Source organism: Brevibacillus fulvus (genome assembly GCF_016908525.1).
Lineage (GTDB): Bacteria > Bacillota > Bacilli > Brevibacillales > Brevibacillaceae > Brevibacillus_G > Brevibacillus_G fulvus.
In genome coordinates this window covers 229,440-247,929 of record NZ_JAFBEB010000004.1, presented here as the reverse complement: position 1 = coordinate 247,929, position 18,490 = coordinate 229,440, and the positions used below count along the sequence as shown (strand labels likewise).

The 18,490-nt window shown below is 51.8% G+C and carries 16 protein-coding genes and 1 riboswitch; of the genes, 12 read left to right on the top strand and 4 right to left on the bottom strand.

Annotated features, from left to right (window positions below; translation table 11 throughout):
• The first annotated feature begins 39 nt into the window (after positions 1-39).
• From JOD01_RS19855 to JOD01_RS08215, 6 genes are all read left to right on the top strand, one after another.
• Positions 40-3,825: a S8 family serine peptidase gene (locus JOD01_RS19855; protein WP_204517774.1), complete on the top strand. Its 3,786-nt coding sequence runs from the start codon at positions 40-42 to the stop codon at positions 3,823-3,825.
• Between the two features lie 58 nt (positions 3,826-3,883).
• Positions 3,884-4,261, top strand: coding sequence for a hypothetical protein (locus JOD01_RS08235; RefSeq protein ID WP_204517773.1), 378 nt, complete (start codon positions 3,884-3,886; stop codon positions 4,259-4,261).
• 94 nt (positions 4,262-4,355) lie between these two features.
• Positions 4,356-4,814: a chemotaxis protein CheX gene (locus JOD01_RS08230; protein WP_204517772.1), complete on the top strand. Its 459-nt coding sequence runs from the start codon at positions 4,356-4,358 to the stop codon at positions 4,812-4,814.
• Between the two features lie 90 nt (positions 4,815-4,904).
• Positions 4,905-5,762 carry an ABC transporter permease subunit gene (locus tag JOD01_RS08225; protein WP_239565307.1) on the top strand — a complete coding sequence of 286 codons (858 nt, stop codon included), beginning with the start codon at positions 4,905-4,907 and terminating at the stop codon, positions 5,760-5,762.
• 32 nt (positions 5,763-5,794) lie between these two features.
• On the top strand, positions 5,795-6,721 hold the full coding sequence (locus tag JOD01_RS08220) for an ABC transporter permease (protein ID WP_239565306.1): 927 nt from the start codon (positions 5,795-5,797) through the stop codon (positions 6,719-6,721).
• Positions 6,722-6,941: 220 nt separating this feature from the next.
• Entirely contained in the window at positions 6,942-7,163 is a 222-nt protein-coding gene (locus tag JOD01_RS08215; protein WP_003387736.1) for a helix-turn-helix domain-containing protein, read from the top strand.
• A gap of 68 nt (positions 7,164-7,231) precedes the next feature.
• Here JOD01_RS08215 and JOD01_RS08210 read toward each other — a convergent pair whose 3' ends face one another.
• The 3 genes from JOD01_RS08210 to JOD01_RS08200 form a co-directional block, all read right to left on the bottom strand.
• Positions 7,232-8,395, bottom strand: coding sequence for a CynX/NimT family MFS transporter (locus JOD01_RS08210; RefSeq protein ID WP_239565329.1), 1,164 nt, complete (start codon positions 8,393-8,395; stop codon positions 7,232-7,234).
• Between the two features lie 492 nt (positions 8,396-8,887).
• The gene (locus JOD01_RS08205) at positions 8,888-10,075 is read right to left on the bottom strand and encodes a branched-chain amino acid ABC transporter substrate-binding protein (protein WP_420829072.1); all 1,188 of its coding nucleotides are present in this window, start codon (positions 10,073-10,075) and stop codon (positions 8,888-8,890) included.
• Positions 10,076-10,314: 239 nt separating this feature from the next.
• Positions 10,315-11,673 (bottom strand): amino acid carrier protein, encoded by a 1,359-nt coding sequence (locus JOD01_RS08200; RefSeq protein WP_204517857.1) that lies wholly within the window; start codon positions 11,671-11,673, stop codon positions 10,315-10,317.
• Between the two features lie 111 nt (positions 11,674-11,784).
• A riboswitch (glycine riboswitch) is annotated at positions 11,785-11,905 on the bottom strand.
• A gap of 263 nt (positions 11,906-12,168) precedes the next feature.
• Between JOD01_RS08200 and JOD01_RS08195 the strand changes: the two genes are divergently transcribed.
• Positions 12,169-13,077 carry a PhzF family phenazine biosynthesis protein gene (locus tag JOD01_RS08195; protein WP_204517771.1) on the top strand — a complete coding sequence of 303 codons (909 nt, stop codon included), beginning with the start codon at positions 12,169-12,171 and terminating at the stop codon, positions 13,075-13,077.
• A gap of 152 nt (positions 13,078-13,229) precedes the next feature.
• On the opposite strand, the gene JOD01_RS08190 is transcribed toward JOD01_RS08195, so the two are convergent.
• Positions 13,230-14,195 (bottom strand): superoxide dismutase, encoded by a 966-nt coding sequence (locus JOD01_RS08190; RefSeq protein WP_204517770.1) that lies wholly within the window; start codon positions 14,193-14,195, stop codon positions 13,230-13,232.
• A gap of 158 nt (positions 14,196-14,353) precedes the next feature.
• On the opposite strand from JOD01_RS08190, the gene racE reads away from it, so the two are divergent.
• The 5 genes from racE (at position 14,354) to JOD01_RS08165 (ending at position 18,394) form a co-directional block, all read left to right on the top strand.
• Positions 14,354-15,172 (top strand): glutamate racemase, encoded by an 819-nt coding sequence (gene racE / locus JOD01_RS08185; protein WP_204517769.1) that lies wholly within the window; start codon positions 14,354-14,356, stop codon positions 15,170-15,172.
• 108 nt (positions 15,173-15,280) lie between these two features.
• Positions 15,281-16,336, top strand: a complete 1,056-nt coding sequence (locus JOD01_RS08180) for a GerMN domain-containing protein (protein ID WP_204517768.1) — start codon at positions 15,281-15,283, stop codon at positions 16,334-16,336.
• A gap of 161 nt (positions 16,337-16,497) precedes the next feature.
• Entirely contained in the window at positions 16,498-17,265 is a 768-nt protein-coding gene (gene rph, locus JOD01_RS08175; RefSeq protein WP_204517767.1) for a ribonuclease PH, read from the top strand.
• The gene (locus JOD01_RS08170; protein ID WP_204517766.1) at positions 17,258-17,857 is read left to right on the top strand and encodes an XTP/dITP diphosphatase; all 600 of its coding nucleotides are present in this window, start codon (positions 17,258-17,260) and stop codon (positions 17,855-17,857) included. The genes rph and JOD01_RS08170 overlap by 8 nt, the downstream gene beginning before the upstream one ends.
• Before the next feature lie 6 nt (positions 17,858-17,863).
• Positions 17,864-18,394: a YfcE family phosphodiesterase gene (locus JOD01_RS08165; RefSeq protein ID WP_204517765.1), complete on the top strand. Its 531-nt coding sequence runs from the start codon at positions 17,864-17,866 to the stop codon at positions 18,392-18,394.
• Positions 18,395-18,490 lie beyond the last annotated feature (96 nt).

Genomic DNA, 18,490 nt, shown 5'->3' with positions numbered 1-18,490 from the left:
ATAGGGAAGCCACTGACTTTTTTCCAGAGGAGGCAGGAGATGAAGAAACGAGGATTATGCGCCAGCATCGCGTTCACAGTATTCGTTTTAGGCACGGACATACCTGCAAGTACAGCAGCAAGCTTGAATCGACCGGAGGAGACGGTGCCTGCTTCTTTTTACACACAAGTGATCGAGGATCTGCATGAGCTGAACCGCTCCCACGCCGCAGAAAAAAGCGCGGGTATTGGTTCCAGGCGGGAAGCGGATCTGGCTGCGAATGAATGGAGCAAACCGGAAGCGGTCATCACAAGCGAACAGGTGAATACAGGCCCCTCCTCCGCTTTGGATATGCTGGAAGTCAAAAAGGCGTGGCAAGAGGCGGGTGTGAAAGGAGAAGGGATGCTGGTGTCGATTATCGATACCGGGGTCAATCCCCATCACCCTGATATGGCTCCGCTGGCCAACAAGCAAGCGGCCAAACAAAAATCCGGCTCTACGCAAAAGGTCATTTCCGGCTACAATTGGGCCGATCGCAATCAGACGACCGTCGATGCTGGAGAATCACAACATGGCATGCATGTGGCGGGTATCGTGGCGGCCAACGGAAAGCTGAAAGGGGTTGCGCCAGAGGCGCAGCTGCTTAGTCAAAAAGTGTTCAGCAATTATCAAGGAGAGGTTTCCGGACTGAGCGAATCGATTTTATTTGCGATCAATGATTCCGTCGCCAAAAAGGCGGATGTGATCAACCTCAGTTTGGGCTCTTCCGCAGGTTATGTCGATGAGACAAATATGGAGCAATATGCGATCAAACGCGCAGTCGATCATGGGGTGATCGTCGTGGCAGCGGCCGGAAACGACGGTTATTTCGGAAGCGACAAAGTAAAGGCGGAAAACCCTGACGTCTCCATGATTGGATCGCCGGGATTGGCGCCGGACGCCTTTTCGGTTGCGTCCGCCAATTCGGCGTCGCTGGCAGGGATCAGCTTCGCTGTAACCGGAGTGAGCGGACTGGAGCGCGTTGTTTACTTCACCGGCCATGCGAGCGAGGGGGAAGCGCTGAATCCGGTTCAATCTCTGCCTCGATCGTATCAGCTCGTCTATATGGGAAAAGGAAAAAAAGAAGATTATCATGTTTCCGTCAAGGATAAAGTCGTCCTGGTAGAACGGGGAGAGATTACGTTTGAGGAAAAACTGAAGCAGGCCAAGCAAGCAGGGGCCGCCGGCGTCATTATTTATAACAATCAACCGGGACCGATGATCATCAGTGCGGATAGCAGCAAACAGATACCGGCTGTATCCATCCTGCAGCTGCCGGGACAGCAGCTGGCGGCGCAGTTGAAAAAGGGGAGAAAAGTAACGGTTTCCTTTGATGGGCAATATGGCCAAAACCCGTTGCCTTATCCGCATGGGGGGACAGTGTCGTCTTTCTCCTCCTGGGGACCGACCCCGGATCTGCAGTTCAAACCGGAAATAACCGCACCGGGCGGAGGAATTCTTTCAACCGTTCGGGATCATGGCTACGCCGTGAAAAGCGGCACCTCAATGGCGACCCCGCATGTAGCAGGAGGAGTGGCCTTGATCAAGCAAGCGTATTTGAAGGAAGGACGCAACCTGCAGGGACGCAAGCTGGTAGAGACGATCAAGGCTGCAGCGATGAATACGGCGGAACCGATTATCGATCCGCGCGAAATCGCCACAGCTTCGGTTGGCGACAAACCGGGCAAGCTTCCCTATTCGCCGCGTGTGCAAGGTGCGGGCATGCTGCAGGTGGCCAAGGCGATCAAAACCCCTGTGGTCATTACCGACAGCAAAGGAAAAGCGGGCATATCGCTGGGGGAGATCGGAAAAAGCAAAACGTTTACGCTGTATCTCGACAACAAATTTGGCAACAAGCCTTTGACGTATACGATCAAAAATGAATTTGGCGTAATGACCGATTTGCGTCGGGACGGCTACAATCTTTTGGCCGACACCCCTTTGCCTGGCGCAAAACTTTCTTTCTCCAAAAATCAATTGACCGTAGCGCCCGGCAAACGCGCGGAACTAAAAGTCACTTTGCAGCTGTCTGCGCAAACGCCGCGCAATTCCTTTGCGGAAGGCTATATCCTGTTTGAGCCGACCGCTGCGGATGTTCCGGCTTTGCGCGTTCCCTATTACGGGTTTTATGGCGATTGGGACGAACCGCGCATTATGGACGCGCCGATTTGGGAGGAAGCGAGCCAGGAAAAGCGCACCGGTGTAAAAACAACCTGGTATCACGATAAACAAAATGACAAATGGAAGTATCGCGATTACTTGGGCGTTACCGGTGTGAACGAAGAGGGACGAGTCTTGATCGATCCGGACAAAATTGCCTTCTCGCCAAATGACGATGGCCATTATGACATCGCTTCCCCCTCGATTACTTTTTTGCGAAATGCCAAACAGGTAAGCATCGCGATTGCGGACAAGCAAGGGCACATTGTCCGTTCGCTTGTCAACGACGAGAAAGTAGAAAAGTTTGATCAGTCGAAGCTGGGCCTGCCTTACTTTTATACCGAAAAAGAGGAATGGAACTGGGATGGCAAGCTGTATTCCCCGGAAAAAGGTGAGTATGTGCCTGCGCCGGACGGAGCATACCGGTTTGTGATTCGCGCCAAAATTGACGGGAAAAACGCCGATTGGCAGACGATGATTCTGCCCGTTCGCGTCGACCGAAAAGCGCCGAGTGTGACCGCTTCTTTGTCGGGCAAGCAATTGCACTGGAACAGTCGGGACAAGGATGTGCAAGGATATTTACTGTACATGGACGGCAAAAAAGCCGGCGGTCCGTATTCCGCCAGTGAAAAAGGCACGCATATCAGCCAGCCATCCAAACAGATCACTTTGGTGGCTTATGACTACGCCGGCAATCTGTCGTTCGTCAAAATCAATGGCAAAGGAGACAATACGCCGCCAACCGTTGTCTTTCCCAATGACCTGTACGAGCAACTGCTGGTGACCGCGCAGTCGGAAATCGCGATCCATGGGCGAGTTGGCGGAGAAGATATGCTTGACCGGGTCAAACTGAAGATCAATCAGCAGGCCGTTGCGGTCGAGCAGGACGGCGCGTTTGCGACGATCTTGAAGTTGCCGGAAGGTCTGAATTACGTCGTCTATGAGGCCGAAGACCTGTTTGGCAACAAGCGGCAGTTTACACAGCGGATCATTGTGGATAAAACCGCTCCGGAGCTTCAGCTGATGAACAACGGAACCGAAGAGGTTTATTACGAACCGGCTACCAAGCGAATGGTGATGCCTTTGCGCATCCGGTTCCATGACTTGAACTATAAAGGCAAATTGGTGGTCAACGGGCAAATCATTGCCCATTGGGAAGGCGAACAGTTGGAAAAAGCGTTGGAAAAATACGAGGTACATCAAGTAGTGCTGCATCAGGGAGAAAATCGCCTCTTGATCGAGGGAGGGGATGAAGCGGGGAACAAAACCTTGATTCAGGCGCAAGCGTATGTTGACGCGGCGGGAGGAAATGCCACCTTAAACGTCGGTCAACAATCGGTAACGTACAAAGCGAAGTCTCTTCCGATGCCGACGCTTGCCGTGGAGAAAAAAAGCTACCAAGCCGCAGCCGGAGAGCCCTTGTCCATACACGGCAAAATATCATCGGAAACGCCCGTCCAACTGGAAGTCTTCTACGGCGAGCAGCGCATCCAGCCGGATCTAAACGACAAAGGCGAATTTCGCTTGCATTTGCCCGAAGTAAAAGCGGGCAAGCAAAAAATTAGCCTGACGGCAATCGATTTGTTGGGGCGAACAATTGACAGTGAAATTGTAATCACCGGGAAAGATGGCAAGGGTGTCGAGTAGACACCCTTGCCTGTTTCAAGACAAAGTGGGTATCTATTTGCCGGGAGGTTATTTTTTTATGTTTTATCACGGAATAAACCGGGAATATATTTATCAAGCGTATCCTGTGTTGTCTCCGCGAAAAACGGCAGGGAACAAAAATCCGGAACAGTTGGCAGATCGCCGGCATCTGCTGGAACAATTCGGGCTCGAACCGATTCATTTGCTCGAGGAATCTCCCACTTATCCGCGGCAGCGATGTATTGCTGAATGTCTGGCTTTTGGGGACACGGTAATCGCTTTTGGCGAATTGCCTTTGCCCATTTGGCAGCTCAGCCAACATGAGATCGGCGTGACGATCCTCGATTTGCGGCAAGCGGTCTGCATTTACACCAGTCAACCGGATGAGCGCTTGGTTCGGCTGTTTGCCGGCATTCCCGTCCGTTCGGCGAACTGATCAAACAAGAAATAGCTCTTGTTACCCTAAATTAAAGAATTTATAATAATAACAATTAAGGAATCAATTGCCTGTCGAAAGGATTTGTTTTTTGATGAGTGTCCAGTATATCAACCCGTTTCTGGAATCGGCCTCCAATATTCTCCAGCAGATGTGCAATGTAGAGATTACCCGCGGGGAACTTAGCATCAAGGAAGTATCATTTAAAGAAAATCATGTGTGGATTCGCATCGGGCTCACTGGTGAGGTTCAAGGCAACGTTATGTTTGGTCTCTCCCATGATGTGGCCTTGAAAATTGTCTCGGCTATGATGGGCGGCTTTCCGATTCAGGAGATGGATGAAATGGGCAAAAGCGCAATCGCCGAACTGGGTAACATGATTTCTGGCAACGCCAGCAGCATCCTGTATACACAAGGCATTACTATTGATATTACACCGCCTCAGCTTCTGGAAGGGCAAGAGTTGCCTGCACTTACCGGAGAGGCTCTTACGGTACCGCTTGAGATCAGTGATTTGGGAAAACTAGACATCCAGGTAATTGTCGCAAAATAACTACGTTAACCAAGCGTCCTCCAAGCAGGGCGTTTTTCCTTATTTTTGGAACAAGATTGATGGAAAAGGGAGGCAATCCACCTGTTTACCTTGACCAAACAACTGTTGGCCATGTTTTTGCTCGTCATCATCGTTTGCGGTGCCCCGCTGATGGTTTACACCTCCAAGGAAGAGGTCGTTTTTGAGCCGGACAAGCTGGTAAGCCGGGCTGTCTACCTGGTTGAACAAATGTCGCACGGAACGCTGGGCACATATGAGCTCGGACAAACCGAGCGTGAGATTGCCCATGATCTCTTGCCATTTGCGGTCCGTTCTTTTGGGCTTCTGCTGGGCGGCGTCTTGCTGGCGGTTTTCATCAGCGTGATTGTCGGACTATTCTTACAGCGTTTTTTTCTGGCACGGCTTCTCCAGCGCTTGCTTGATCTGCTGTCGGCGATCCCGGACTTTGTTCTCGTTCTGTTTTCCATCATGCTGGCGATCCAGTTTTACAAGTGGACGCAAATCCGCATCATTACGTTATCTCCCAACAGCGATGCGGTAAACAGTTGGTTTCCAATGGCCGTCTTGGCGATAGGACCGACTATTTTCTTGACCAAAGTCATCAGTTTGCATTACCGGCAGATCAGCGGAGAGGATTTTATAAAAACGGCCTTGGCCAAAGGATTGGGCGTCTGGCATGTTTTGCGCCACCATGTATGGAAAAATATCCTGCCCATCGTGTTGGCCGATTTGAAAAAAACGGTCGCCATTGCCGTTTCCAATCTGTTTGTTGTCGAATACACCTTAAATGTCGTCGGCTTGACCCGGTTCATTTTCAGCAAAGGAGCACCGTATCAATTCAATGCTGCGGTGATGGGCTTAATGGCAATCATTTTGCTGTCCATCCTTGTCTATTATCTGGTTCGTTTGCTGCTGTATGTCTGCACGCGTACCTTTGTCTATGAGTAGTCGCACTTTAGCATATAGGGGAGGGGAAGCTGTTGCAAAAAAACCGGATGAATCTTTCGCTATGGGTTGGCAGCCTGTTGGTCGCATTCCTGGTCATTCTGGCGATCGTCGGTCCATGGATCGCTCCCTATGAAGAAGATTTCAAAGAGCGCGTGCGCAATGTCGAGGTCAACGGGAAAACAAAAATCATTTCGCCGCCGCTGCCTCCTTCCGCCGATCACTGGCTGGGGACGGACAAGGCCGGCAGTGACCTGTTGTCGCTCTTGCTGTACGGAGCGCGCTACACCATTTTTGTTACGTTGCTGATCGCCTTCTTGCGCGTGCTCGCCGGGACGGTCGTCGGGGTCTACTTGGGCACAGCGGAACAAGCTCAGCGATGGTGGTTGGCTGTGGAGAATGCCTGGGGGTACATCCCGATGTTTATCCCAGCTTATTTTCTCTTGTCGGGAATCAACGTGAATGCGGAATTGCCGGTCGGCGCCCTGCTGGCGATTTTTATCGGATTGCTCAGCCTGTTGGGCATCCCCAGCGTTGTTGCCTCGATTCGGCAAAAGACGGAGCAGATCAAGCATTCGCAGTATGTTCTGGCAGCGACAGCACTTGGCGCGGGGCGTCATTCGCTTATATACCGCCATATTTTGCCACAGCTCAAGGAACAAATCACCGTCATGTTTGTCACCGAAGCAATCGCCATTATGACGTTGATGGGGTTGTTGGGCATGTTTGACATGTATGTCGGGGGAACGTTCATGACCACCGACCCCATCACCTATCACTCGGTGACCCACGAGTGGGCCGGACTGGTCGGCGCATATCGCGGCTTTATTTACAGCGCCCATATGTACATTTTTTTAGCTCCGCTGGGCGCCTACACCGTTGCCGTTGTTTCCTTTGCTTTGCTGGGCAAAGGGCTGCGTCAACGCCATCAAGGAACGTACCACCGGACGGCATATTTGTGAGTGTTCGGACTCGTTGTTTCCGGACTTGCGCAGCGGCGGTCAAGCATGCCAATATTTCACGTCGACAGGAACTCCTCGCCTATTTTTTGAATACGATGTAAGGCAAAAGCCTAAAATCCCTTATCATCCGGCACCACCACCCACCCCCCCACATAGGATAAGGTGACACTGTAATCCCTCAACCTTGTTCCTGTAGAGCCCACAAGGAGGGGTGGCACGATTGAAGGGTAGCGACCAAACCAAGCCGTTGTTAACGAATCGTGAAAGAGAAGTGTTTGAACTCTTGGTCCAAGACAAAACAACCAAAGAGATTGCCGGACAACTCTTCATAAGCGAAAAAACAGTACGCAATCACATCTCAAATGTCATGCAAAAATTAGGTGTTAAAGGTCGATCTCAAGCGGTGGTCGAACTTGTTCGACTTGGAGAGTTAGAGATTTGAACCACGTCCACCCACCCTCTCTGCTGCTTCCTCTGGAAGCGGGGGGAGGATTTTTTTTGAATTTACGATTAAGCTGAGCCTACGTCGCGATTTTTGGCTGCACCCATGCCAAACAGAAACAGCAAAACCGCCGCTCCAACCAAGATGAGCAGAGGAACCGTCCAACTATTTGTTGTGTCGTGCAAATAGCCAAACAGCGTTGGGCCGATCGCAGCCAGCAAATATCCGACGGATTGCGCCATACCGGACAATTCTGCGGCTTGGTGAGCATTCGTTGTGCGCAAGCCGAAAAACATCATCGCCAGACTGAAGGCAAAGCCTCCACCAATACCGAGCATGATGACCCACAACAAGATGAAATTTGGACTTCCGTAAAGTAAACCCAGCGTGCCTAGCAAAAGCAAAAGCGAGGTAATCGCAACTAGCCAACGTTGACTGGACATGCGCCCTGCAATGACGGGAACAACAAAGGTAAAAGGAAGTAAAGCTAACTGCATAATGGAGAGAAACCATCCCGCTTGGTTGGAACCGATTCCTTGTTCCGTCAAGATTTCAGGCAGCCATGCGATCAGCACATAAAAAAAGGTGGATTGGATTCCCATGAACAAGGTAACTTGCCAGGCAAGCGGAGATCGCCAAACATTTACATGATCGCTGTAAGTTTGGCTTTGACCGGAAACGGATGTCTGCTTTCTACGGCCGATTGCTTGCGGCAGCCAAAAGAGGATGGAGCCGAAGCTTAAAATTCCCCAGATGCCTAAGGCACCTTGCCAATTCCATCCGAGTCCGATCGCCAGCGGAATGCTAATTCCTGATGCAATCGCTCCGCACAAATTCATAGAGATGGAATAAACCCCTGTCATCGTGCCGATTTGTTGGGGAAATTCCCGTTTGATCAGGCTCGGCAACAAAACATTGCAGACGGCAATCGCGAATCCGAGGACAGCCGTTCCGCTATACAGCATTACCGCTCCAGACAAGGAACGCAAAGCAATGCCAATTGTTAAAAAGATGAGGGATACGAGAATGGTGACTTCCACACCAAATTTTCGCCCTAATTTCGGGACAAGAGGTGAAAACAGGGCAAACGCCATAAGCGGGACGGTGGTAATCAACCCTGCCCATGTATTGGAAATATGGACGTCTTCCCGGATAAGACTGACCAAAGGTCCGACTGATGTTAAGGGAGCACGGAGATTCGCCGCAATTATGATAATTCCCAGGACAATCAACCAGGGAGCGGCGTGCTCGCGGAGTTCTTGATTAGATTGTGCTTGCTGATTAGCGATTTGGTTGGGCAGACGCACGACATTACCTCCTGCATTTGATGGTATGTAAAAAAAGAACAAGCGTACCGGTTTTGCAGCTGCGGGTAGATAAAGCAATCATGGTGAAATCCCACGAACAATTTGAACATGGGTTTATGTTGCCCTTTTCTCCCTCAACCTGTACGCTTCATTTTTTCATGAACAACTACCTATTGGCAAGGATCGCCATCAAAAAAGGCAGATGCAAGCCTGCACACCCCTTGTCAAAAACCTCCCCGGACGACAGTAGCAGACATACGGAAAAGCGGAGGGCGCTTCACAGCGAGCGGTTGACCAGCCTGTAAACCGCACAGCGAAGCGCGTCATAGAAAAACGCCTCGATTTATGACCAGAGGGAAATGCAGAGAGAATCTGCCTTCTTTACGGTATGATCAGCAGTGCAACCCGTCTTTGATTTTACTGGGCTTCGCCGACGAATTCGGCCTGCTCTTTTCCATAACGATAAATGTATACTTTGGAGTAGGTGTTATCTCCTTTTTCATCAAAACTCACCTCGGTAAACGATCCTTTAAAGTCTTTGGTGGCGCGGATCGCTTTCATGACTTGTTCACGGGTCGGTTTTTGCTTGCCGTTTTCCTGGATTGCTTGCTTGATGCCATTGATGGCGACCAAGGTCGCGTCATAAGCAAAGGCCGAGAAAGCGCCGGGTTCCTGGCCAAATTGCTGTTGGTAACGTTCCAGCCATTTTTTCCCTTCCTCCCGGGAGCGAATATCGCCTACAACGGTTGCGTAAACAATTCCTTCAGCCGCGTCACCGGCAATTTTATAAATGTCTTTCGATTCCAATCCTTCTCCGCCCATGATCTTTCCGGAGTAGCCTTTGTCCTTGGCCTGTTTGGCAATAATGCCAACCTCTGCATACATCCCTCCATAAAAGATCAGATCGGGTTTTTTGGCGATCACTTGATTGACAATCGCGTTGTAATCTTTTTCTCCCGGGGTAATGCCTTCATAACCGAGTTCCGTAACATGAAAATTGCCGAAAGCTTTGCGCACTTCGTCGGCCAGCCCTTGCCCATAAGCCGTCTTGTCGTGGATGTAGAAGACACTGGTCACGCCCATTTGTTCTTTGGCATAACGAGCGATCGCCGGGGCGATTTGATCGTTGCGAGCGACCAGCCGGTTTACCGTTTGCTTTCCTCCTTCTGTCAGTTCAACCCCGGTATTGGCGGGGGAGATCATCGCCAAATGCCCTTCTTCATACTTGGCCGAAGCGGGGATCGCGACGCCGGTATTATAGTGTCCGATGACAGCCAGCACGTCCGAATCGGCAATCAACATCTCCGCGTTGGATACGCCGATTTTGGGATCAGCCTGGTCATCCTGCGGCGACAGCTGGAGAGAAAAACCTAATGAACGAAACTCTTCGGCATGGTCTTTGATCGCCAGCTCCGCACCGCGCTTGATGCCGTCTCCTTCCAGTGAAAGGGAGCCGGATAGCGGGCTTTGGGTAGCGATCTTGATGACCTGCTCCTCCTTTGCTTCCGGAGCGGAAGTGGGCGAGGCATTTCCACATCCCGTCAGGATCGAGCTGACGGCAAGACCAAGAACAAGAAGCAGACCTTGTGCACGATTCATTTTCATGCAACAACCCCCAGTAAAAATTTACATATTTTACAAAATCATAACAAATGCAAAAAGGCGCGACAATAGGGGAAATCGGATTGCGTCCAATCGCTGTCTGTTTCAGGAAGACGACATGGGGGAGTCTTCGGCGGCAAGATCGATCGGAAATGGGCAGAAATGGCAAAACGCCCATGGCGTGAGAGTAAACCTCTCGTGCGATGGGCGTTTCAGATGAATCGAGAATCGGATTGTTGCCGTTAACGGTTCAGGGTGTTTTCCAGCTTGTTTTCTTGCAGGAAGCGGTTGGTTTCGGCGGCGACAACTCCGCTCAAGCCAATCAGACCGATCAGGTTGGGGATGGCCATCAATCCGTTGAAAATATCGGACAGGGCCCAGGCGATATCGAGTTTCATTGTTGCCCCGACCACGACCATGATGACCCAGATTACTTTATAGATCATGGCTGTGCCTTTGCCAAACAAGTATTCGAAGCATTTCTCACCGTAGTAAGCCCAGCCGAGGATCGTCGAGTATGCAAACAAAATAATGGCGATGGCCAAGACAATGCTGCCATAAGGACCAAATACCGACTGGAATGCGATTGTAGTGGCTTCCACCCCGGTTTTACCCGAGGACCAGGCGCCGGTCGTCATCAACACAAGGCCGGTGATCGAGCAAACGACGATCGTGTCCAAAAACGTTCCGGTCATGGAGACCAGCGCCTGTCTTGCCGGCGTATCCGTTTTTGCTGCCGCCGCCGCAATCGGCGCACTGCCCAAACCTGCTTCGTTGGAGAATACGCCGCGCGCTACCCCCATTTGAATTGCCTGGGCAACGGTCGAGCCCATGAACCCGCCGACTGCCGCCATGCCGCTGAATGCGCTCTGGAAGATCAAGGCTACGGCTTGCGGGATCGCTGAAATGTTGACAATGAGGATAATAAGTCCTGCGATGATATAAAACAGAGCCATAAATGGAACCATGACGCCGGTTACTTGACCGATTTTTTGCACGCCGCCGAGGACGACAAAGGCGGTAAAAACAGCAAGAATAATTCCGGTAGCGATGGGGGGCAAGGAAAAATTGAGCTGAACTGCTTCGGCGACGGAATTGGATTGCACCATGTTGCCGATTCCAAACGATGCGACAGTTCCGAATAGTGCGAACAGAATTCCCAACCATTTTTGCTTAAGCCCCAGGGACAAATAATACATCGGGCCGCCGGAAAATTGTCCGTTTTGATCCTGCACCCGATATTTAACGGCGAGGATCGCTTCGGCATACTTCGTCGCCATGCCGAACAAAGCCGTGATCCACATCCAAAGGATGGCACCCGGACCGCCGACCGCAACAGCGGTTGCAACCCCGGCGATATTACCCATCCCGATCGTGGCTGCAAGCGCGGTCATCAAGGCTTGGAAGTGATTGATATCACCGGCCGACTCTGTATCCTGTCTGCGGCCGAATGCAAGCCGAAGCGCATAGCCAAGTTTGGAAAATTGCAACCCTCGCAGTCGGAAGGTTAGAAAAATACCGGTTCCCACCAACAGCACCAGGGTAGGAACGCCCCACACATACCCGCTGATTTGATTGAGTACATCCAACACCACTTCAATCCTTCTCCTTTCAAAGTTAAGAAAATAAAAAACATCTCATCGTCGTGATGAAATGCTTCCGGAGATAAACGGATTGCAAAAGAAGCCCCCTTACTGTCCCAGGAGTAGATCCGTTTGCCCTCTGTCCCCTTTACCTGAGAGATTATTCGTCTGCTGTTCCAGTCGAATTTGCTCCTTCGGTGCTCTCTCTCTTGCTGTCGACAATCAAGAAAGTCTCTCCAGAAGTTTCGTCCCCATGCAGTTTGTACTTGCTTCGCAAGACCTGAGAGTTTCAAGGGAAGTCTCCCTTTTGCCCCTTCGGTAGACCAAAAACGGTCTTTTCCTGAATGGTTCATCCGAATGTATGAAGTTAATAGCCCACATTATAGGGGAGCCCTCGAAAAAGTGCAAGACTTGCTTTTTTCCCGCCTTGCTTTCCGCAAAAAAACTGGCACAATGGATGTATTGGATGCTTCGCGAAGACCAAATTCAGCGAGGAATAAAAAGGGGGTAAGCATGAGGCAGATTACGGTTTATCATGTCGATGCGTTTACGGACCAGCCGTTTGGGGGAAATCCCGCGGGTGTCGTTCCCGATGCCGGGGACTTGACAGAACAGGAAATGCAGCGGATTGCCAACGAACTGCATTTGCCGGAATCGGCATTTTTACTGCCTAGCGATCGGCCTGATGCCGATTTTCGCGTGCGCTATTTCACGCCGCAGCAGGAGATTGATTTTTGCGGGCATGCGACATTAGGTTCGGCCTGGTTGCTGGCGAGCGAGCGCAACTGGGCAAAACGGACGGAGCGGGTCGTTTTCTCCACCAATGTGGGCCTGGTGCCGATCGACTGGGCGAAAGGGGAAACCCGTTTGTCCCAAGTAACGATGACGCAAATCGGCCCAAAAGTGGCAGAACTGGCAGTGGCAAGGCAAGAATTGGCCCGTATGCTCGGTTTGTCCGTCGATGATTTGGACGACCGCTATCCGATCCGTCTGGCGAGCACCGGTGTCTGGCATTTGATGGTCCCGGTGAAATCGAGACAGGCGATTGATCATGCCCGCCCGCAGTTGCAAGAGTTAAGCTTGCATAACAAACAGCACGGGATCGGCACAACCCACCTGTTTACGTTTGAGCGGGGGACAGATTATGACTTGTACACCCGGGATTTCGCCCCGGCCGTCGGAATTCCGGAAGACCCGGTGACTGGTGCGGCCAACGGAGCGCTGGCCGGTTATCTTGTTTTGGAAGGATTGCTTGAACAGACGAAGCGACATCAGCTGCGGATCGCCCAGGGAGATGCGATTCACAGACCGGGCAGATTGAACATCACGATTACACCTGGCGAAGAGGGGCCGATCATTCAGGTGGGCGGATCGGCACATGTGACCATTTCCGGGCAGCTGCGGCTGCCTGCTGAAAAATAGGAAGAAGCTCGCAAAACCTCTGTCAGACGATTCAGGCAGCGCTTCTTAATAGAAAAAGGCAGATTCACGCAATGATTCCCTCTTGGCCTGGACTGTATGATTTCCGGAGCTTTGACAAGCGGGAAAGCGCGATGAATCTGCCTTTCGCCTGTTTAATACGGCTGCCAGATCAATTGGCGGGCACTGACAAACCGGTTTTGCACTTCCGGCCAGTTGACGACTTCCCACCATGCTTGAATATATTTGGCACGATCATTCCGATAAGAAAGATAATAGGCATGTTCCCATACGTCCAGAACCAACAAAGGGATCACGTCCCATTGCGACAGGTTTTGATGTTTTTCGGCCGTCAAAATTTCCAGATGCTGTGCCCGCGGCGACCAGACGAGAATCGCCCAACCGCCGCCTTCCACTTTTTCGGCAGCCTGGGAAAAATGACGTTTGAACGCATCAAATGAGCCAAAATCGCGATTGATTTGCTGGAGCAATTCGCCCTGTGGCATCCCGCCGCCTTGCGGGCTCATGATCGTCCAGAAAATCGTATGCAAATAATGGCCGGCACCGTGAAAAGCCGCTTCTCGTTCCCAATGCTTGATCAAATCAAACTGATTGGTGGCCCGCGCCTGTGCCATCATCGTTTCCGCTTTGTTCAACCCGTCTACATAGCTTTGATGATGCTTGTCGTGATGCAGCCGCATCGTTTCTGCATCAATATATGGCTCCAAAGCGTCATAAGCATAAGGAAGCGGCGGCAAAGTATGCTTGCCGATCGGCACCGGTTGGAAAACAGGGGTTTCGGACCGCTGGTCGGCATTGCCCTCTTGCCCGGACCACCAACGGTTTGGATCGGAGGCGTTGTCCTGGACTAACCGCAAAAATTGTTCAAAATGCCGTTCCACTTCTTCGGCTTTTGCCGTCAGCCGGTAAAGCTCAAGATTCGCTTGAGGTTTTTTCCGAATATCTGCGGCCTTGCGCTGCAGTTGGCTGAACGCGTCAGAGAAGCTGCCCAGCTGCTTGCCCAACTCGGCTGTCAATAATTGCGGCTTTTGCCGCAAATAGCTGATCCATTGCTGTCCCCAGTCGCACCATTGGCGCAAGCTTTCCAGATCTTGTTTCAACGCAATTTCCTCCTTTACATTCTCTAGCCCATGATATGAGAATAGGGAAAAGGTGGTGCGGCATTTGTACCTTACACGTTTGTGCCATTTTTCATATCGTAGTAGCAGCTACGTTTACACAGCTCATCGTTACTTAACGAATAAGGGAGACAATCAACATGCAGAAACAACATGCAATCGCAATCATTGACTCTGGTGTAGGCGGTTTGACGGTCGCTCGCGAAGTCATGCGGCAGTTGCCCCAGGAACAAATTATCTACTTTGGGGACAATGCACGCTGTCCGTATGGCTCGCGAGACCCGGAGGAAATCCGCTATTTTTGCCTGCAAATGGTCGATTTTTTGTCGCAATATCCGTTGAAGGCTCTTGTCATTGCCTGCAATACGGCAACGGCGGTAGCGCTGGAAGATTTGCGCGAACGGTTAAATATTCCGGTGCTGGGAGTGATCGAGCCAGGCGCGAGGGCGGCTTTGTCTGCCTCAAGATCAGGGCGGATCGGCGTGATCGGCACAGAGACGACGATTCGCACAGCGGCCTATGAACGGGCGTTGCGCCGGATTCATCCCGAGCTTTATGTAGTCGGCAAGGCATGCCCCGCCTTTGTGCCGCTTGTCGAACAGCAGCTGCAACATACCGAGGAAGCTGTCCGGATCGTCAAAGAGACGCTGGCCCCTTTGCATCAGTACGATCTGGATACACTCATTTTGGGCTGTACCCACTACCCGCTGCTGACATCCTTAATTGCCGAAGCAATGGGCGAGACGGTTACCTTGATCAGTTCGGCAGAGGAGACGGCGCGTGAACTGAGCATGCTGTTATCTTTGCAGGACAGCCTGGCGACCGCCCGGGGCGATGGCGTCGAACACCATTTTTACACCAGCGGAGACGATGTGACATTTCGCAACATTGGCGAAGCATGGTTTGGCTGTCACATAAACGTGCAACGCAAAATTTTGGAAAAAGCCCCCAACTTCTGATCGCAGCCTAACCTCCTCCCCCTTTTCTGCCATTTTGGACATTCGGGCATAAACCAAGCTCAGGCTCGTATAAATGGTAGTACAAAGTGTTTTGAGGAGGTTGGGAAAATGGGGTTGAGACGCATTGGCAAAGTAACAGCCGTGCTTGGGGTAAGTACTGTTTTGCTGACAGGATGCGGGCTGTTCGGTCCGGAGCAAGAGACATCCAGCATTGATGCTCCCCCTCAAGCTGACGTAGTGTTGGAGGAAAAACCTGCCGGGGCTGCGAGCGGAAATGCTGGTGAGGCGGCGGAGCAGGTACAAGGAACAGCGGAACGCACCGTTTACCTGTTCGATCCAAACGGGTATGTCGTGCCGGTTTCCTTGACATTGCCGAAAGAAGAGGGCGCGGCCAAACAAGTTCTCACTTACATGGTCAAAGGGGGCCCGGTTGAGACAATGCTTCCGACTGGATTCAGCCCTGTGCTGCCGGAGGGAACCAAGGTACTGGGGATGACCATTAAGGAAGGAACGGCAACCGTTGATTTTTCCAAGGAATTTAAAAATTACAGCGCCGAGCAGGAAAAGCCGATTCTCGACGCGATCTCCCGCGCGCTCACTGAGTTCAAGACCATTAAAAATGTTTCAATTTGGGTCAATGGAACCCCCTTGTCGGAAATGCCGGTCGACAACACGCCAATTTCGCTGCTCAACCGCGATACTGGCATCAATGTGGAGCTGGCTGAGGGAGCGATCCCCGGCAGAACGACTCCTGTCACGGTTTACTTTCAAGGACAACTGGATGACCAACGTTCTTACCTGGTGCCCGTCACCCGCCTGATCCCGGAGACAGATGACGTGGCCAGGGCGGTTGTCGAGGAGCTGATCAAGGGGCCGAAAGAAGGTTCGCCGCTGTACAGTTCGATCCTCAGCACGACGAAAGTGCTCGATGTGAACAAAAAAGCGGATACCGTTACCGTCAATCTCAGCGATGATTTGCTGAAATACGATAACGGCAAGGAGGCCAATCCGGAGGCGATCGAGTCGCTGCTGCTTTCATTGACGGAAAACACCGGAGCCAACAAGGTACAGGTGATGGTCGATGGGAAACCGGTCACCAGCGGAGCCTTTGATTTCTCCAAGCCGGTGGATCGTCCGCTGCAAATTAATTCCATGCAGTTCTGACTGCGAAAAAGCTGATAATGTTACTAAAGAGACGCTCCACGCTAATTTCAGTGTGGAGTTTCTTTTACGCGGAAGCAAGGTGGCAGGGGCAGGGTGGCATTTACCATTTCGCCTTTGGTATAATGAGCAAAGTTGACGAAGAGATCGAGGAGGAACTTGACATGAGAATAGATGGCCGTGCCAGCAATCAGATGCGACCGGTGAAAATTACGCGAAACTACATCAAGCACGCAGAAGGCTCCTGCTTGATCGAGGTGGGGGATACGAAGGTCATTTGTACAGCAACGCTGGAAGATCGGGTCCCTCCGTTTATGCGCAATGGCGGAAAAGGCTGGGTGACAGCGGAATATTCCATGATTCCCCGTGCGACCGAAACGCGCAATCCCCGCGAGGCGGCCAGAGGAAAAGTGAGCGGGCGGACGATGGAAATCCAGCGACTGATCGGTCGGGCGCTCCGTTCGGTTGTTCACTTGGAAGGAATGGGCGAGCGGACGATCTGGATTGACTGCGACGTTATCCAGGCAGACGGCGGGACGCGCACGGCGTCGATCACCGGCTCCTTTGTGGCGATGGTGGAAGCGATGAACAAACTGGTGCAAAGCGGAACCTGGAAACAACTGCCGCTCCGCGATTTTCTTGCGGCCACTTCCGTAGGAATCATCGAGGAAGAAGCTTTGCTGGATCTCAACTATAAAGAAGATTCTTCGGCAAAAGTGGACATGAATGTCGTGATGACGGGGCAAGGGAAATTCGTGGAATTGCAAGGAACGGGAGAAGAATCTCCGTTCAGCGGGGAACAGCTGCAAACATTGCTTGCCCTGGCGCAAAAAGGGGTAAATGAGTTGATCGCGATTCAGAAAGAGGTGCTGGCAGACATTCCGCTCGATTTTGGGCGGGCAGCCAATGAGACGGTGAACGCAGATGCTTGAGCAAAAACGTGTAGTCTTGGCAACCCGCAATCAAGGGAAAGTCAAGGAGTTTGACCGGTTGCTGGCCCCGCTCGGCTGGGAGGTTGTCAGCGTCTCCGCTTATCCGGACGCCCCGGAAGTCATCGAGGATGGGGATACGTTTGCTGCCAACGCGATCAAAAAAGCGCAAACGATTTCGCAGATTCTCGGTCTGCCGGCAATAGCCGACGATTCCGGGCTGGAAGTGGATGCGCTGGATGGCAGGCCGGGTGTATATTCGGCTCGCTATGCCGGAGAGCACGCCACGGACGAGGAAAATTGGCAAAAACTGCTGCGTGAACTGGAGAAAGTGCCCAACGAGAAGCGGACCGCCCGTTTTCGCTGCACGCTTGCATTTGTGCAACCGGGACAGCCGCCGCTCTTGGCTGAAGGCAAATGCGAGGGCGTAATCTTGCGAGAGCCGGCGGGAACAAACGGGTTTGGCTATGATCCCGTCTTTTTCCTGCCTCAGCGTCTCTGCACGATGGCGCAATTGCCGCCGGAAGAAAAAAATCGGATCAGTCACCGGGCGATGGCGCTGCATAACCTGTTAGAAAAAATCAGAGAGGTGTGATCGACCGTGAGCATTTTGATCATGAGCGATACGCACGGACTGGTGCGGGAAGTGCAGGAAACCGTCAATCGCCATTCGGTCGAACGGCTTTATCATTGCGGCGATTTTTGTGTGGACCATGCTCGCCAGCCTTTTTCCGAGATGCTGTTGGTTCATGGCAATTGCGACAGCGCGCCGGACGTTCCCAACGAGCGGATGACCAACTGGCGCGACTTGCAAATTTTGCAGACGCACGGCCATCTTTACGGAGTGAAAAACTCGCTGATGCGCCTGCACTATCGCGCTGAAGAGACGGGAGCGAATCTCGTCCTGTTCGGCCATTCCCACTATCCGCTTTGTGCGGTCGAACGGGGGATTTTGTTCCTGAATCCGGGCAGCCTGCAACTTCCGCGTGGTTTTGCCGTCCCTACATATGCTATATTGGAACAGACGGAGGCAACTTCCGAACAGGTTGTGGTCGAAGTCACATATTTTGATCACCATGGCAAACCAATCTCTGAACGCGGCGGACAATTTACTTTGCGGCGGCCAGGTTGAAATTCCAAATGAATATGCTATACTAGAATGGTTATATTTGCAGTTAATTGCTCTCGTTACGGCTATATTTTGTTAGGGTATGGGGCAATGTCTCTG

Bases quoted from the DNA above. Each gene is read 5' to 3' on its own strand.
- JOD01_RS19855 (WP_204517774.1), top strand. From the start codon at position 40: ATGAAGAAACGAGGATTATGCGCCAGCATCGCGTTCACAGTATTCGTT.
- JOD01_RS08235 (WP_204517773.1), top strand. From the start codon at position 3,884: ATGTTTTATCACGGAATAAACCGGGAATATATTTATCAAGCGTATCCT.
- JOD01_RS08230 (WP_204517772.1), top strand. From the start codon at position 4,356: ATGAGTGTCCAGTATATCAACCCGTTTCTGGAATCGGCCTCCAATATT.
- JOD01_RS08205 (WP_420829072.1), bottom strand. From the start codon at position 10,075: ATGAAAATGAATCGTGCACAAGGTCTGCTTCTTGTTCTTGGTCTTGCC.
- JOD01_RS08195 (WP_204517771.1), top strand. From the start codon at position 12,169: ATGAGGCAGATTACGGTTTATCATGTCGATGCGTTTACGGACCAGCCG.
- racE (WP_204517769.1), top strand. From the start codon at position 14,354: ATGCAGAAACAACATGCAATCGCAATCATTGACTCTGGTGTAGGCGGT.
- JOD01_RS08180 (WP_204517768.1), top strand. From the start codon at position 15,281: ATGGGGTTGAGACGCATTGGCAAAGTAACAGCCGTGCTTGGGGTAAGT.
- rph (WP_204517767.1), top strand. From the start codon at position 16,498: ATGAGAATAGATGGCCGTGCCAGCAATCAGATGCGACCGGTGAAAATT.
- JOD01_RS08170 (WP_204517766.1), top strand. From the start codon at position 17,258: ATGCTTGAGCAAAAACGTGTAGTCTTGGCAACCCGCAATCAAGGGAAA.